Origin of the sequence: Oceanobacter antarcticus (assembly GCF_044962685.1) — a bacterium.
Lineage (GTDB): Bacteria > Pseudomonadota > Gammaproteobacteria > Pseudomonadales > Oceanobacteraceae > Oceanobacter > Oceanobacter antarcticus.
On sequence record NZ_JBBKTX010000006.1, the window covers coordinates 163,796 to 181,086 of the forward strand.

Below are 17,291 nucleotides of genomic sequence, written 5' to 3' on the forward strand. Positions count from 1 at the left end.
CAATGGCTGTCATTCTGTGTTCTTTGCCAGTGGCCGCTCTGGAACTTACCCAGGAAGAGCAAAACTGGATCGATTCCCATCCAACCGTCACGGTGGGTGTCGAACGCGAATGGGCACCTTTTGACTTTGTTAACTATAACGGCAACCCGGATGGCATATCCCAACGCCTGATCAGCAATATTCTGGCATCACTGGGTATCAAGCCAGATTACCGTATCGATGACTGGCCCAACTTGCTGCGTGATGCCAGATCCGGCGACATCATGATTCTGCCCTCATTAGCCCAAACCCCGTTACGCTCGACATACCTGCGTTTCACCCAACCCTACACCCGCCTCAACGAGTATTTTTTTGGTCACAGCGACTTCGTTGGCACCAGCAAGGATATCCTGCTAAAACAACGTATCGTGATCCCCAGTGGCTATGCCATTGACGAAACCGTGCGCGACCACTACCCGGGTATCAATATTATTAATGTTCCCAACCAGGACGAAGCCATTCGTATGGTTCTGGAAGGCCGGGCTGACCTGCTGATTGGTATTTATGCTGTCCTGCATTATAAACTCTCTCAGCAGGGCATTATCAATATCAAGCCGCTGATTCCCTACGGCGCGATGGATCTGAATATGGCCGTGCCCCAATCACAGCCCATATTGCAAGGCATCCTCAACAAGGCACTTCTGGAAGTATCGGCAGCAGATATCAACAACCTGTCGCAGGAATGGTTACCCGATCACCCTGTGATCGAAAACCAGCTGCTATTGTCACGGGACGAAATCGAATGGCTGCACCAGCATCCAAAAATAGAGGTTGATGCCCGCTCCCTGCCACCGCTGATCGTGATCAATGGCGATCAAATTGAAGGCATCGCGGGCGAATACTTTAACCGCGTCGGCAAGGAACTGGGCGTCCGCTTTGTTCCAGCCAAAAGCGGTGGCAACGCCGACATTATTATCGGCGACCTCAACAACCCCGAATTCAGCCCGCACTACCAACCGGTTGTGACCTTACTGGCAACGCCCATTGTCGTGCTGATGACGGCAGAGAAAAGCTTTATTGACGACGAACAGCAGCTTTATAACCAACGGGTTGGCGTCCTTGCTGCTGCCAGCTTTAGCCAAACCCTGTCTGAAAAAATTCCCGGCTTGTCGCTGATCCGTATCGCCTCGGTTAACCAGATGCTGGACATGCTCGAAGCCGGTCAGCTCGACGCGATCACCATGCCCCTGACACAGGCCAATCATCTGTTGCGGCTGGAAAATCATCGTAATATCAAGGTAGTCGGCAAAATCAATGTGGTCGTCCAGCCAGCCATTATGGTCAGCCGCCAAACACCGGAGCTGACCTCGGCCATTCTCGCCACCGGCGTCAAACTCAGTGATGCGGATCGACTCGCCATTCTGAATAAATGGTCGGACGTACAGTTTGCCGAACGAATCGACTACGGATTAATCGCCCGCGTGATCGGTGTTTTTATTCTCTATATCATTATCAGCATTTACTGGAACCGACGCCTGAGTAAAGAAGTCGACCAACGCAAGCAGACCGAACTGGCATTACAAACCGAACGCGACAATTTCAAGGCATTATTCAAGGAAGCAACCGAAGGCAACCTGATTTTTCAGTTTGGCGAGTGTATTGCGCACAATCACGCCACGGAACAACTGCTGGGTTACCGCGATGGCCGTAACCTCGCCGGTATGAAACTCGCAGACACCACCCCTCCAACCCAACCCGATGGCCGTGAATCAGAGGAAGTGATTACCCGAGCATTTTCGACCTGTCTCAATAACGGTGCCTTTCATCTGGAACTGGTGGTTCGTCGTGTCGATGGCACCCAACGCTGGCTCGACATGTCCCTGACCCGCATCAACTATGAAGGCCAGCCGGCCATTTACGCCGTCCTGAAAGATATATCCGAGCACAAACGACTGACGGCAGAACTTGCCCGTGCCCGAGACAAGGCCGAAGTCGCCAGTCGGGCAAAGTCGGAATTCCTCGCCAACATGAGCCACGAAATCCGCACCCCGATGAATGCGATTATCGGTTTTACCGAGCTATTAAGCGAACAGCTGGATCAGCCCCGCTTGCGTTCTTACGTCGACACGGTACACAAGGCCAGCGGTTCGTTACTGCAGCTGATCAACGATGTGCTGGATCTGTCAAAAATAGAGTCTGGCAAAATGGACATGGCCAGAGTACCAACCAACGTCAATGCCCTGATTGACGAAATCGCCCAGTTCTTTTCCCTCGCGGTGACCGCCAAGGGCCTCAGTCTGGTCGTCAACACTGACGTCAAACTGCCACTGTTTCTGCTGCTGGATGATGTCCGGTTACGACAGATCCTGATCAACCTGGTCGGTAATGCCGTCAAATTCACCGACCAGGGCGCCGTTACCCTGACCTCCCGCACCTTGCAAAACAACGGCCATCTCAGCAAGGTCGACCTTGAAATATCCATCAGCGACACAGGTATAGGAATTGAATCCGGTCATATGGACGCCATTTTTACCGAGTTTGAACAGCTGTCATCACCTGGCGGCAGACATGCCGGTGGTACCGGGCTGGGTCTGGCTATTTCTCGGCGGTTGATCGAAATGATGGGAGGCAGTATTTCTGTCGTCAGCGCTTTCGGACAAGGCTCCACATTTACCATCAAGCTGATTGGAATGGATATCGCCTCGGTCGCAGCCGGTACGGCAGAACAGATGCACTCCCGACAACTCACCAATCACCTCAGCGTCAACGACTTCGAACCCTGTAATATTCTGGTCGTCGACGATATTGACAACAATCGCGAGCTGATTGCCCGCATTTTTGACAACTCCCGTGTCAGAATTCTACAGGCAGCCAATGGCCAGGAAGCACTGGAAGTAGTGGAACAGATCCAGCCAGATCTGGTGCTGATGGATATCCGCATGCCGGTGCTGGATGGGTATGAAGCGACGCGGATTTTACAAAAACGTTACCCGGATCTGCGTATTATTGCACTGACAGCCTCGGTCATCCGGGGCGGAGAATCGGCCCCAGACCTGCAGCTCTTTGATGCCCACCTGCACAAACCGGTCTTGCGGCGTGAGCTGATCAATACACTGAAACAATTTTTGGTCGTGCGAGAACCGGCTGCTGCCAGTCTGGACACGCTGCCAGAGACGAACACATCCCCCTATCAGCTGGACACGGCCGTACTGGAAAGCGTCAAGGATCAGCTGATGCCGCTGTACGAACAGGCGCGACAAACCCATAGCCTGAAAGACATCAGCCAGTTCGCCGTCGCATTACAACAATTATCGACTGAAAAAAGGATTAATCCGCTCGCCGAAATGGCCAGCAACCTGCTCGCCGCCATCGATACCTTTGATATCGTTCTGATCGAAAATCTGATGAGCAAATACCACACTCTGCTGACCAGTACTGAACTGCCATAAAAAACGCCCCCGGTTAATAAAAACCGGAGGCAAAAAAACTGCGTTCCGCGAGGAGCATCGTGAACGCAGGTCACAGGGACTCATTGTCAGCCAACATCGACGTCAGCCCAAGACCGAAGCGCCTGTCAGACGGCTAAAACGCATCACCCGGAATACGTACAAAACCTTCCATCAACACCCGTGCAGAACGGCTCATCACGGCTTTCTTAGCCCGCCATTCACCCTTTACAATCTCCGCCGCTGCCCCCACCCGCAACGTACCGGAGGGATGACCGAAGGTAACCGAGTCACGCTCAACCCCACCGGCTGCCAGATTCACCAGGGTGCCGGGCACTGCGGCAGCAGTAGCAATCGCCACAGAAGCCGTTCCCATCATGGCGTGGTGTAGTTTGCCCATCGACAAGGCACGTACACACACGTCGATGTCACCGGCAAAGATCTGCTTGCCACTGGATGAGACATACGCTGTTGCCGGAGCCACAAACGCAATTTTAGGCGTGTGCTGACGTGCAGCGGCTTCGGATATATCGGCAATCAGCCCCATTTTCACCGCACCCCAGGCCCGCATGGTTTCAAAACGTGCCAGCGCTTCGGCATCGGAATTGATGTCTTTTTGCAGCTCGGTGCCGGTGTAACCGATATCGGCCGCGTTCACAAAAATCGTCGGAATACCGGCATTGATCATGGTCGCCCTGAAGGTGCCAATGCCAGGGACTTCGAGATCATCCACCAGATTACCGGTCGGAAACATCGATCCTTCGCCATCGGCGGGATCCATAAATTCAATGGCCACTTCCGCCGCCGGAAAAGTCACGCCGTCCAGCTCAAAATCACCGGTTTCCTGCACTTCACCATGGCTGACAGGTACATGTGCGATGATGGTTTTGCTGATGTTCTTTTGCCAGATGCGCACCGTGCAGATACCGTTTTCCGGTACCCGTTCGGCAGCGACAAAACCGGACATAATGGCGAAGGCACCGACGGCGGCGGTCAGATTGCCGCAATTACCCGACCAGTCAACAAACGCCTTGTTGATAGCGACCTGACCAAACAGATAATCCACGTCATGGCCGGGCTCGGCACTTTTGGCCAGAATCACCGTTTTGCTGGTACTGGACGTCGCGCCGCCCATACCGTCAATCTGCTGGCCATAGGGATCCGGGCTGCCAATCACCCGCAGCAAGAGTTTGTCACGGGCTTCACCCGCCACCTTGCAAGGCTCAGGCAGATCATCAAGGCGGAAAAAAACACCTTTTGATGTACCACCGCGAATATAGGTCGCGGGAATTTTGATTTGAGGCACGTGAGACATGCTCGACTCCTAGGGCGGGTGCGCACCGCGCACGCTAAACATTTTGACATTCAGAGCAGGGCATAACGCCTTCGGCGAATACACCCGACCCCAGATTCTGGCGTGGCCGGCAAACCTCAGGCGCTTTGCAGAAAATCCTTGGCAAACATCTGCAATACCCCACCGGCGTTATACACACGCACTTCCGTGGCGGTATCCAGACGACAGGTCACGGGCACTTCCAGTAGCTCTCCATTACGGCGAGTGATTTCAATGCTCAGCTCGCAACCTGGCGAGATGGAGCCCTTGACGGTGTAGGTTTCCGTGCCGTCCAGATTCAGCGTCAGGCGCGTGGTACCCGGTTTGAATTCCACCGGTAATACGCCCATCCCCACCAGATTGGTGCGGTGAATGCGCTCGAAACCTTCCGCCACAATGACTTCGACACCGGCCAGACGTACGCCCTTGGCAGCCCAGTCGCGGGAGGATCCCTGACCATAATCGGCACCGGCCACGATGATCAGTGGCTGTTTGCGATTCATGTAGGTTTCAATGGCTTCCCACATGCGCATCTGTTCGCCTTCTGGCTCAACTCGCGCCAGAGAACCCTGAATGACTTCGCCGTTCTCATCGCGGCACATTTCGTTCAGCAATTTCGGGTTGGCGAACGTGGCTCGCTGGGCGGTGAGGTGATCACCCCGGTGTGTCGCATAGGAGTTGAAGTCTTCTTCCGGCAGGCCCATTTTGGCGCAGTATTCACCCGCTGCGCTGTTGGCCTGAATAGCATTGGAAGGCGACAGGTGATCGGTCGTGATGTTGTCTCCCAACACCGCCAGTGGACGCATGTCCTTCATGCTGCGCTCACCGGCCAATGCACCTTCCCAATAGGGAGGACGGCGGATATAGGTCGACATCGGACGCCAGTCGTACAGCGGACTCTTGGCTTGTTCGATTTCACCGAGATCAAACATCGGGATATAAATCTGCCGAAACTGCTCAGGCTTGACCGCCGATGCGACAATGGCGTCGATTTCTTCATCGGATGGCCACAGGTCTTTCAGCGTAATCTCTTTACCGTCCACCACCGCCAGTACGTCTTTTTCAATATCAAAACGCACCGTACCGGCAATCGCGTAGGCAACCACCAGCGGTGGCGAGGCCAGGAACGCCTGCTTGGCATACGGGTGAATACGGCCATCGAAGTTGCGGTTACCGGACAGGACTGCCGTGGCGTACAGATCACGGTCGATGATTTCTTGCTGGATCACAGGATCCAGCGCGCCCGACATGCCGTTACAGGTGGTACAGGCGTAGGCGACGATGCCAAAACCAAGCTTTTCCAGTTCCGTCAGCAGACCGGCTTCTTCCAGGTACAGTTTGGCGACCTTGGAACCCGGTGCAAATGAACTCTTGACCCAAGGCTTGCGGGTCAGGCCCAGTGCGTTGGCTTTTTTCGCCAACAAGGCGGCAGCTACTACGTTGCGCGGATTCGAGGTATTGGTACAGGAGGTGATAGCAGCAATGATTACGGCACCATCCGGCATCAGGCCATCGGCCTCTTCTTGCTTGCCAGACGCCAACTTACCTTCATCGGCAATACCACGTTCAGTCAGATCCGAGGTTGGCAAACGACGGTGCGGGTTAGACGGCCCGGCCATATTACGCACCACGGTCGAGAGGTCAAATTGCAGTACCCGTTCGTAGTCCGCAGCCACCAGGGCATCTGCCCACAAACCTGTTTCTTTGGCGTACAACTCAACCAGCGCCACTTGCTCCGGCTCACGACCGGTTAATTTCAGGTAATCGATGGTCTGCGAATCGATATAGAACATCGCTGCCGTAGCACCAAATTCTGGGGTCATATTGGAAATAGTAGCGCGGTCACCAATGGTCAGGCTGGACGCCCCTTCCCCAAAGAATTCAACGTATCCCCCTACTACCCGCTGCTGTCGCAAAAACTCAGTCAGCGCCAGTACGATATCGGTGGCAGTAATGCCGGGCTGACGCTTGCCAATCAGTCTGACGCCAATAATGTCTGGCAGGCGCATCATCGATGGCAGGCCCAGCATCACGGTTTCAGCTTCCAGACCACCCACACCAATGGCGATAACACCCAGTGCATCCACGTGTGGCGTATGGGAATCGGTACCAACACAGGTGTCCGGGAAAGCCACCTGTTTACCGCTGTCGTCAGCTTGTACCTGAACTACCGGCGACATTTTTTCCAGGTTGATCTGGTGCATGATGCCGTTACCGGCCGGAATAACATCGACGTTCTCGAATGCGGTTTTGGTCCACTCAATAAAATGGAAACGGTCGGCATTACGACGGTCTTCAATCGCCCGGTTTTTCTCAAACGCGTCTGGATCAAAACCTGCGGCTTCCACCGCCAGCGAATGGTCAACAATCAGCTGGGTCGGTACCACTGGATTCACTTTGGCCGGGTCACCGCCCTGATCGGCAATGGCATCCCGTAAGCCAGCCAGATCCACCAATGCGGTTTGCCCCAGAATGTCGTGACATACAACACGGGCCGGATACCATGGAAAGTCGAGATCGCGCTTGCGTTCAATCAACTGCTTCAGGGCATCCGTCAATTCGGCGGGTTCACAACGACGTACCAGCTGTTCCGCCAGCACCCGCGAGGTGTACGGCAGTTTGGCATAGGCACCGGGCTGAATGGCATCGACCGCCGCACGGGTGTCGTAGTAATCGAGGTCGGTACCTGGCAGGTTTTTACGGAATTCAGTGTTCATGATGTTCTCTCTTCCGGTCGTTAGCGACGGCCGTTTTTTTGAAATTCTGGTTTGATGTATTACGCGTTCCGCTAATACATCCTACGGATACACACACGCTACCCGATACGCCGATCTAGAGTCTGAAAAAGCGGATGGCCAGATTCCCACATGCCTGCGTGGGAATCCAAACCGCTGCGGGGCAAGCCAGTTCATACCGCAGGAAGTGACTTGCCGCCGAGATAACCGGGGATCAAACCCGATCTTCAATCGCGACCCAAGCAGCACTTTCAGGGCCGGTGTAATCCGCCGATGGGCGAATAATCCGGTTGTTGGCGCGCTGCTCAATCACGTGAGCACACCAGCCAGAAGCCCGCGAGCAGACAAATATTGGGGTAAACAACTTGGTCGGAATCCCCATAAAGCTATACGCCGAGGCGTGGAAGAAATCGGCGTTACAAAACAGCTTTTTCTCGCGCCACATGACCGCCTCAACCCGCTCGGATACTGCGTACAGGTACTCGTCACCGGTTTGCTCAGACAGCTTTTTCGACCATTCCTTGATGATGGCGTTACGCGGATCCGATTCACGGTAGATGGCATGGCCAAAACCCATGATCTTGTCCTTGCGCGCCAGCATGCCCATCACCGCATCTTCGGCTTCTTCTGCCGAGCGCCAGTGTTCGATCATTGCCATGGCCGCTTCATTGGCTCCGCCGTGCAACGGGCCACGCAGAGAACCAATCGCAGCGGTCACGCAGCTGTGAATGTCGCTCAATGTGGAAGCACAGACACGGGCGGTAAAGGTCGAGGCGTTGAATTCGTGTTCGGCGTACAGAATCAGCGAAGCGTGCATCACATCTACGTGTAATGGTTCTGGCTTTTTATTGTGTAAAGTCCAGAGAAACTGTTCGCCGATGCTGTCAGCGTCAGTGTCTACCTCGATACGCAGGCCGTCGTTGTGGGTGAAGTTGTACCAGTAGTTGATCATGCCGGGGAAGACCGCCAGCATACGATCGACCTTATCGTATTGCTCGGCAAAGTCTGCTTCGGTTTCCAGGTTACCCAGCATCGAACAACCGGTGCGCATCACATCCATTGGATGGGCGTCGGCCGGAATCTGTTCCAGCACGGTTTTGAGTGCTTGCGGCAAGGCACGTTGGCTTTTCAATTTGGCCTTGTAGCCATCCAGTTCGGCTTGGTTGGGCAGTTTGCCGTACAACAGCAGATACGCCACTTCTTCAAACTGGGCCTTGTCGGCCAGTTCCTTGATATCGTAACCCCGGTAAGTCAAACCGGCGCCAGTTTGACCAACCGTACACAGCGCGGTTTCACCGGCAGATTGTCCGCGCAAACCTGCGCCACTCAGTTTTTTTGCTTCAGCCATACTTTGTGCTCCATCGAAACTGGTCAGTTGCCACATCTGCACATCTGGCACAGCGCAGCGTTGGCTGCCAGAATCACGGCAGCGACAACGCAATCGCTTCAGAGGCAGATCTGGTGGTGTTATTGAGTCAGCCGAGGCTTACTTGTTTTTACCTTCCGAAAACAGCTGATCCAGCTTTTGCTCAAAGTCGTGGTAGTTCAGATAAGAATACAGATCCATACGAGTCTGCATCATATCGACCACGGCACGCTGATCGCCGTTTTCAAGAATGCTGGTGTATACCGTCTCGGCTGCTTTATTCATGGCACGGAAAGCGCTCAGTGGGTACAAGACCATAGCCGCACCCCACTCGCCCAGCTGCTCACGGTTCCACAATTCGGTCTGACCAAATTCAGTGATGTTGGCCAGCACCGGCACGTCGCCCAGGGCGGCCGAGAAAGCGCGGTAATGTTCTTCGGTCTTGATGGCTTCAGCGAAAATACCGTCAGCACCCGCAGCGACATAAGCCTTGGCACGCTCAAGCGCAGCTTCCAGACCTTCCTGGGCAAAGGCATCGGTACGCGCCATGATAAAAAAATCCGGATCGGTACGAGCATCAACAGCCGCTTTAATGCGATCGGTCATTTCCTCAATGGAAACGATTTCCTTGTTCGGGCGATGGCCGCAACGCTTCTGGGCCACCTGGTCTTCCAGATGAACCGCCGCCGCACCGGCTTTTTCCATTTGCTGAATGGTGCGGGCAATATTAAAGGCACCGCCCCAGCCAGTATCAATATCCACCAGCAATGGCACGCTGGAAGCCGAAGTAATACGGCGAACGTCTTCAACGACGTCGTTCAGCGAGGTCATACCCAGGTCGGGCAGACCATAAGAGGCATTCGCTACACCGCCACCGGACAGGTAAATCGCCTTGTGACCGATACGTTCAGCCATCATGGCGGCATAGGCGTTGATGGTGCCCACTATTTGTAATGGTTTGGTATCCGCCAGTGCCTGACGGAATTTCTGACCTGGAGTCATGCTTGACCCTCCTCTTCTGCCATAAGTCGTTCAAGATTAAGAAGCGACGTCTGGATATGACGTCGCATCAGCAGTTCAGCCAGCTCGGCGTCACGCGCGGCGATGGCTTCAACGATACGTTGGTGTTCCTGCAGCGCCTGCAATGGGCGCTTGGTACTGGTACTGGTCTGGTAGCGGTACATACGCACCAGATGGTACAGCTCGCCGCACAGCATCTGGTGCAGGCGCTCATTCTTGCTACCGCGAATCAGGCGATAATGCAGATCGAGATCACCGGCTTTCTGGTAATAACTCTGCCCTTGCTCGGCTTCGATCGAGGCAGCGTGTTCATCCAGCAAGGTTTGTAACTCGGCAATTTCGTCATCCGTCATCCGCTCGGCGGCAAGACGACAGGCCATGCTTTCGAGTTCGACCCGGACTTCGTAGATATCGCGCAGTTCTGACAATGACAACGACACGACCCTGGCTCCGGCATGGGGAATCCGCACCACCAGACGCCTAGCCTCCAGTTTCTGGATCGCCTCGCGCATCGGCGCACGGCTGCCACCGTATTTTTCCACCAGCATCTGCTCCGACACCCGCGCCCCCGGCTTCAGCTCTCCCCGCACAATGGCAGTGGTGAGTTCTGCAAAAACCTTGTCGGCGAGTGTTTGAGGGTCTGCCATCAAATTGTCTACGATCTGCTTGGATGTGCTCACAATAATGCCCCGGACGAGGATTAACAATAGACTTTAGGCGAATATTGTATACAAAAATACAATTTCTGGCTCAAAAAAGACCAAAAAACATCACAAAAAAAGGGTTTCGTATGCAATCAACCAAGGATCATTGGCCAGAAAACGCTCCCGTAAAGCCTGACCAGGATGGAAGCAGGATTGTCGTTTGGTTATTCACCTCAGCTGATCAGCGAACGGATGAAACCGGAAAACCAGAAGTTACAGCAGCCACACAACAATCTACCGCTACCAGCAGATACGCGCACCGACCCGAAGAAAACGAATTTTGATGATGTGACGGATGAGAAAATCCGGCAGTTGGAAATGAAGATCAATGTATTTCGAAGAAGTGCCTGAGTTGGAAAACACCCTGCGAGGTGCATTTGATACGAGTGTTGCCGTTATCTGGGGGCGTTCTCAATTATTTGACACGGCCTGTCAGGAGGAAAGTTTATGTATTCTATGGATATTACCTCCAGCCGCGAAATTCAGCGGTACTGTGAGCACAATATTATTTTCCAAAACATTCAGGGATAACATGATCGGCATGTCCCGGCAAAACCGGGCCATGCATCGAAGGCCACTTAATAATCAGTCATTAGGCATTGACAGAGGCTGTGGCGAAACGATCACGCCATTATTGTCGGCATAGACAAAGCAGCCGGGCTTGAAGACGACACCGCCAAATTTAACCTCGACATTCACATCGCCCAGGCCACGCTTGTCGGTTTTCAACGGGTTGGTGGCCAGCGCCTGTACGCCCAGGTCAGTTTCCATAATCACATCCACATCGCGGATGCAGCCATTAATGATGATGCCTTCCCAGCCGTTACTGGCGGCTTTTTCTGCCAGCATGTCGCCCAGCATGGCATGACGCAGCGAGCCGCCGCCATCCACCACCAGTACTTTGCCTTTGCCATCGGTGGCAACCAGCTCACGTACCCTGGAGTTATCTTCGAAGGCCTTGATAGTAACGATTTCACCACCAAAGCTGTCGCGGCCGCCGTAGTTATTGAACATGGGTTCAACCACTTCAATCAGTTCCGGGTAGGCATCGCACAGGTCGGGGGTCAGATAGTGAGTCATGCGGTGGTCTCCTGTTAAGTGTGGAGGTTATCAAACACCATGAAAGGCACCGTCGTCCAGACCACTTTGGGTGGAGATCAGTGCCTTGATTGCTGGCTCAGTATTCAGCGGGCTCTGGCTCACTGGTCGCCACCGGAGCACCTGGTAGCGCTACCAGGTCTCCCAGCCAGTTGGCTACCAACGGCCAGACTTCGTCCCGAGCCGCTGGGCTGATAACCATCCCGAGATGATCATAGTCTTCGCTGAAGCCGTTTTCGACACCCAGTAACGTCATCGACTTGGCCACTTCGATACCGGCGTCTGAACCATAGTGTTCATAGAATCGACGGCAACAGCTGGCTGGGTCGATGCGATCGCCCGCCCCAGCAAACATCCGTAGCGGTACGTTGGCCTGACGCCAGGCAGGCAATAACGGCTGCTTTATATTTTCCAGCTGCCATTTGCCAAAAATAGCTTGGCGGGCAAGGTATTCGTTAACAATACCGGCCGGTTCATTTTCAGGGCCAATACCGATCTTGCGGCCATCCAGCTCACCCTTGAGGGACATCAGGGTACGTAAACTCAGTGACCCTAACGGCATCCATAAATACCATGGGCGTTTCAGTATCTGGGCACCGAAGGACATCACCCCGGCGCAGTTGTCAGGGCGTAACTTACCCGCTGCAATGGCGGTTGCCAGCACCACACCCCCCAGGGAATGTCCGATCCAGGCGGGATATTCACCGGTTTTTTCGCAGACAAAATCATTTACCGCAGGTACATCGTAACAGGCGTACTGCTGAGAGGTGTTACCGGTGTAGTCGTTATTACGCGGCGACAAACCGTGGCCACGCTGCTCCATCAGCCAGACATCAAACCCCTGCCGCACCAGCCAGGCCGCCAGCCCCTCACCATCCGCTGTCAGCCAGAAACTGCGGTTAGTAAATGAACCGTGTAATAAAACCACGGGAGGGCGACGGCCATCACGGGCGGGAGATGTTTCATAACTGCCTGGCGACAAATGCGTCACCGCTACCTCAACGCTGCGATCCTTGTCGAGGTTGTGTTTGACCAGATAGACATCATCGGTAAAACCGGCCAGGTTATCAGCCCGAGCCAGCGTCACCGGAAACAGCTCACTGCTGCTTTTCATGCGGGGGAATCTCCAAAACCCCGATCACCAGCGACCGGGGGTACATATTGCGGTAAGGATAACCGTCAGTCTGGCGCTACGGTTGTGACTTGTCGGCGAGGAAAAACCAGGTATCCATGACCGAATCCGGGTTCAACGACACGCTGTCAATACCATGTTCCATCAACCAGCGCGCAAAGTCCGGGTGATCGGACGGCCCTTGCCCGCAAATCCCGACGTATTTTCCCTGCCGCTTACAGGCCTGAATGGCATTTTCCAGCAACACCTTGATGGCCGGATTACGTTCATCAAATAAATGGGCAATGATACCGGAATCACGATCCAGTCCGAGTGTCAGCTGGGTCAAATCGTTGGAACCAATAGAAAAACCGTCAAAGTACTGCAGGAATTCATCCGCCAGGATGGCGTTCGCTGGCAGCTCACACATCATAATCAGCTTGAGACCGTTTTTGCCGCGTTCCAGGCCATTGTCTTTCAGCAGGCCAACCACCTGTTCTGCTTCGCCCGGTGTGCGCACAAACGGCACCATGATCTCGACGTTGGTAAAGCCCATTTCGTCACGAACCTTGCGCATCGCCCGGCATTCCAGCTCGAAACAGTCGCGGAAGTTTTTCGAGATATAACGGGAAGCACCACGGAAGCCCAGCATCGGGTTTTCTTCTTCCGGCTCGTACAGGCGGCCACCAATCAGATTGGCATATTCGTTCGATTTGAAATCCGACAAGCGGGTAATCACCCGCTTGGGCCAGAAAGCAGCGGCCAGGGTAGCAATGCCCTCCACCAGCTTCTCAACGTAAAAATCGACCGGGCCGGGATATCCGGCAAAACGTCGCCGAACCGTAGGTTTGAGATCTTCTGGCAGGTTATCGAAGTTCAACAGCGCCTTGGGGTGCACTCCGATCATGCGGTTGATAATAAACTCCAGCCGCGCCAGGCCAACACCGGCATTCGGTAGTCCCTGAAAATCGAAGGCCCGATCCGGGTTACCCACGTTCATCATGATCTTGAACGGCAGCTCCGGCATTGAATCGACACTGTTGGTGCGAATATCAAAGTCCAGTGCGCCGTCATACACGTAACCGGTATCGCCCTCGGCGCAGGACACCGTCACTTCATGACCATCTTTCAGACGTTCCGTGGCATCTTCGCAGCCAACCACGGCTGGAATGCCCAACTCGCGAGCAATAATGGCGGCATGACAGGTGCGACCACCACGATTGGTGACGATCGCCGCAGAGCGCTTCATGATCGGCTCCCAATCCGGGTCTGTCATGTCGGCAACCAGTACATCGCCTTCCTGAACCTGATCCATTTCATCGATATCGTTCAGAATACGCACCCGACCAGAACCAATCCGATGGCCAATACTGCGTCCTTCAGCCAGCACGGTACCGGTTTCTTTCAGTAAATAACGCTCCATCACGGTTTTACTGGTGCGGCTTTTGACCGTTTCCGGACGTGCCTGCACCACGTACAATTTGCCGTCGTCGCCATCTTTGGCCCATTCGATGTCCATCGGACGACCATAGTGTTCTTCAATGGTCAGTGCCATCCGCGCCAGTTCTTCCACTTCGGCATCGGTCACTGAAAATTGCTGGCGTAACTCCCGGTCTACCCGCAAGGTTTCGACCGACTGCCCCACACTGGCGAAGGCGTTGTAAACCATCTTGATGGCCTTGGCACCCAGGTTACGGCGCAGGATCGAGGGCCGCCCCTCGCGTAAATTCAGCTTGTGAACATAAAACTCATCCGGGTTAACCGCACCCTGCACCACGGTTTCACCGAGACCATAAGATGACGTAATAAACACTACCTGGTCGAAACCGGATTCCGTATCAATCGAGAACATCACACCGCTGGAGGCGGTCTCGCTGCGCACCATACGCTGAACACCGGCAGACAGTGCGATCTTGCTGTGATCAAAGCCCTGATGCACCCGGTAAGAAATCGCCCGGTCATTAAACAATGAGGCAAATACATCCCGCACTGCATGCAGCACATGATCGATACCGACGATATTCAGGTGAGTTTCCTGCTGACCGGCAAAAGACGCATCTGGCAGATCTTCTGCCGTGGCCGATGAGCGCACTGCGGCGGCCATCTGCTCGTTGCCTGCTTGCAGGGTGATGTAAGATTCACGAATGGCGGCTTCCAGCGGTGGTGGCAACGGTGCTTCCAGAATCCAGCTGCGAATAGCGGCACCGGTTTCCGCCAGCGCACGGACATCATCAACGTCCAGATCGGACAGCGCGGCATTGATACGATCCGCCAATCCCTGATAGGAAAGAAATTCCCGATAGGCATCGGCACTGGTGGCAAAGCCACCCGGAACGGTAACGCCGGAACTGGCGAGGTGGCTGATCATTTCTCCGAGCGACGCGTTTTTTCCGCCAACGCGTTCCACGTCACCCATACCTACCTGATCAAACCAAAGTACATAGTCAGTCAATGTTGTTCTCCTGTACCATCGCGTGCTTTATGAGCCTGCTGAACCCGCCGAACACACTTGTGGTGCCTTCGACGGTAAAAACACCGCTTTGGGGTTGCGGTGCCTAACGGGTTCAGATAAACCCTTTTATGCTGCTTCCGGGCAATCGAGGTTATCGGTGTTGCCGAAACCCTTGCAGTCTACTGACGCAGATCATCGTCTGGTGTTATTTAAGTAATCAGCGACTCAACCTGGACCAGGGCCGGGGCAAGCGCGCGTAATACTAAGTGCAGGTAAAACAAATTTCCATATGAAGCGATACGCCTACTTTATTTCTGATGGCACCGGCATTACTGCCGAAATGCTGGGCAACAGTCTGCTGGCCCAATTTGAGAAGATTGAATTCGAGCGTGTAACTCTGCCCTATATTGATAGCGTGACAAAAGCAGAGCAGGCTGTCGCCCTGATCAACGCCGACTCGCGCAAGAGCGGCCAGCCAGCAATTATTTTCGATACCGTCATCGACAAGACCATTCGGCAGGTCATCGACAGCGCCGAAGGACTGAAGATCGACATCTTTGATGCTTTTCTGAAACCGCTGGAGCAGGCACTTGAAGTAGAGTCTTCTTACAGCGTCGGCATGTCCCACTCGGCCAAAAACACCAGCTATCTGTCACGCATCGACGCCGTGAACTTTGCCCTGGATAACGACGACGGCGCTCGTACTCGCCATTACAAAACCGCTGATGTCATTCTGGTCGGCGTATCCCGTTGCGGCAAAACCCCGACCTGTCTTTATCTGGCCATGCAATACGGTATCAAGGCGGCCAACTACCCGCTGACTGAAGAGGACATGGCCGATTTACGCTTACCCAAAAGTCTTGAACCCTATCGCAGCAAGCTGTTCGGGCTGACCATCGACCCGGATCGGCTGTCGGTAATTCGTAATGAGCGCCGGGCAAACAGCCGTTATTCCTCATTGAAACAGTGTTATCACGAGGTCGACGAAGTGGAAACCCTGTATCAGCGTGAACAAATCCCGTTTATCAGTACCACCGACAAATCGATTGAGGAAATTTCCACCCGTATTCTCGCCGAGACCGGCCTGCAGCGTCGTTTACGATCCTGATGCCAGAGGTGGCAAGAACACCAAGCGCTACAACACCAAGCGCTACAACACCAAGCGCTACAACAGCCAAGGCTATATCAGCATCGCCAGACGATCATTCATCAGCCGGGCCACCTGCTTCGGATGGGTAAACACCAGACTGTGATCGGCCCCGGCAATCCCCTGGGCGATCCAGTTCGGGCTTTGCTGCTCCAGCCGCTGCTGTCGTTGCTGCATATCTGGCGAGCTTAACTCTCCGACCAGACTCATACCCGGCAATGGCGAAGTCCAGTCCAGATAATACTCACGTTGGCGACCCAATGATTCACTGACCGCCCCCAGCGCCTGACACAACCCCTGCCGGTTGACCTGCAAGCGCTTGACCGCGACACGATCCGCCGTCGGATTACGCCGACGATTGGGAGATACCGCGTCGAGAAAATCCAGATAGGCGCCTGCGTCTCCATCCAGAAAGCGTTGCTCCAGCCCGGCATAACGGGCTTCCCGAGCCAGCAAACCGGCGGCATCGTTGCCAGACAGCAACGCCGGTTCAAGCAGGTACAACAAACCAAAGGCATGCTGTTTCACCAGCTCAGTGGTGACCATACCGCCAAACGAGTAACCGGCAATATCGGCATCCCACCAATCCAGCGCCGTGAGCAGCTCGTCGATCTGACCAGCATAGTCATCCACCGTCGGCTTAACGCAGTGAAGAAAGGATGACCTGCCCATACCGGCAAAATCCGGGATCAGGATTTCACTCCAGCCAGCAAGATAATTGGCCACGTAAGTCCAGGTTAATTCACCCGCAATACCGGCACCGTGTAGCAAAACAAGCCGCCGTCCACCGGGATTGTTCGCGCATTGCAACAACAACGCATGTTGATTGACACTGGCAGTGCGAATATTAACGGGGTGCTTTTCCACAATTGACCTGATAACTGATAACTGATAACTGAT

General features: G+C 54.3%; 12 protein-coding genes. 3 read left to right on the forward strand and 9 right to left on the reverse strand.

What is annotated here, in order from left to right:
• Positions 1-2 precede the first annotated feature (2 nt).
• Positions 3-3,428, forward strand: a complete 3,426-nt coding sequence (locus WG929_RS06730) for an ATP-binding protein (protein ID WP_416205423.1) — start codon at positions 3-5, stop codon at positions 3,426-3,428.
• 133 nt (positions 3,429-3,561) lie between these two features.
• On the opposite strand, the gene prpF is transcribed toward WG929_RS06730, so the two are convergent.
• The 5 genes from prpF to WG929_RS06755 form a co-directional block, all read right to left on the reverse strand.
• The gene (gene prpF, locus WG929_RS06735) at positions 3,562-4,740 is read right to left on the reverse strand and encodes a 2-methylaconitate cis-trans isomerase PrpF (RefSeq protein WP_416205424.1); all 1,179 of its coding nucleotides are present in this window, start codon (positions 4,738-4,740) and stop codon (positions 3,562-3,564) included.
• A gap of 116 nt (positions 4,741-4,856) precedes the next feature.
• The gene (acnD, locus tag WG929_RS06740; RefSeq protein ID WP_416205425.1) at positions 4,857-7,475 is read right to left on the reverse strand and encodes a Fe/S-dependent 2-methylisocitrate dehydratase AcnD; all 2,619 of its coding nucleotides are present in this window, start codon (positions 7,473-7,475) and stop codon (positions 4,857-4,859) included.
• Between the two features lie 232 nt (positions 7,476-7,707).
• Entirely contained in the window at positions 7,708-8,841 is a 1,134-nt protein-coding gene (gene prpC, locus WG929_RS06745; RefSeq protein WP_416205426.1) for a bifunctional 2-methylcitrate synthase/citrate synthase, read from the reverse strand.
• 138 nt (positions 8,842-8,979) lie between these two features.
• The gene (gene prpB, locus WG929_RS06750; protein ID WP_416205427.1) at positions 8,980-9,861 is read right to left on the reverse strand and encodes a methylisocitrate lyase; all 882 of its coding nucleotides are present in this window, start codon (positions 9,859-9,861) and stop codon (positions 8,980-8,982) included.
• Positions 9,858-10,526, reverse strand: coding sequence for a GntR family transcriptional regulator (locus WG929_RS06755; RefSeq protein ID WP_369854588.1), 669 nt, complete (start codon positions 10,524-10,526; stop codon positions 9,858-9,860). Before WG929_RS06755 ends, prpB begins: the two co-directional genes overlap by 4 nt.
• A 198-nt stretch (positions 10,527-10,724) precedes the next feature.
• On the opposite strand from WG929_RS06755, the gene WG929_RS06760 reads away from it, so the two are divergent.
• Positions 10,725-10,934 carry a hypothetical protein gene (locus tag WG929_RS06760; RefSeq protein WP_416205428.1) on the forward strand — a complete coding sequence of 70 codons (210 nt, stop codon included), beginning with the start codon at positions 10,725-10,727 and terminating at the stop codon, positions 10,932-10,934.
• 234 nt (positions 10,935-11,168) lie between these two features.
• Here WG929_RS06760 and rraA read toward each other — a convergent pair whose 3' ends face one another.
• The 3 genes from rraA to ppsA form a co-directional block, all read right to left on the reverse strand.
• Entirely contained in the window at positions 11,169-11,663 is a 495-nt protein-coding gene (gene rraA, locus WG929_RS06765) for a ribonuclease E activity regulator RraA (protein WP_369854589.1), read from the reverse strand.
• A 97-nt stretch (positions 11,664-11,760) separates the two neighbouring features.
• Positions 11,761-12,795 (reverse strand): alpha/beta fold hydrolase, encoded by a 1,035-nt coding sequence (locus tag WG929_RS06770; protein ID WP_416205429.1) that lies wholly within the window; start codon positions 12,793-12,795, stop codon positions 11,761-11,763.
• Positions 12,796-12,871: 76 nt separating this feature from the next.
• Positions 12,872-15,244: a phosphoenolpyruvate synthase gene (gene ppsA / locus WG929_RS06775; RefSeq protein ID WP_416205430.1), complete on the reverse strand. Its 2,373-nt coding sequence runs from the start codon at positions 15,242-15,244 to the stop codon at positions 12,872-12,874.
• 289 nt (positions 15,245-15,533) lie between these two features.
• On the opposite strand from ppsA, the gene ppsR reads away from it, so the two are divergent.
• The gene (gene ppsR, locus WG929_RS06780; RefSeq protein WP_416205431.1) at positions 15,534-16,352 is read left to right on the forward strand and encodes a posphoenolpyruvate synthetase regulatory kinase/phosphorylase PpsR; all 819 of its coding nucleotides are present in this window, start codon (positions 15,534-15,536) and stop codon (positions 16,350-16,352) included.
• A gap of 72 nt (positions 16,353-16,424) precedes the next feature.
• On the opposite strand, the gene WG929_RS06785 is transcribed toward ppsR, so the two are convergent.
• A complete protein-coding gene (locus WG929_RS06785; protein WP_416205432.1) occupies positions 16,425-17,258 on the reverse strand; it encodes an alpha/beta hydrolase in 834 nt (277 codons plus the stop codon).
• Positions 17,259-17,291 lie beyond the last annotated feature (33 nt).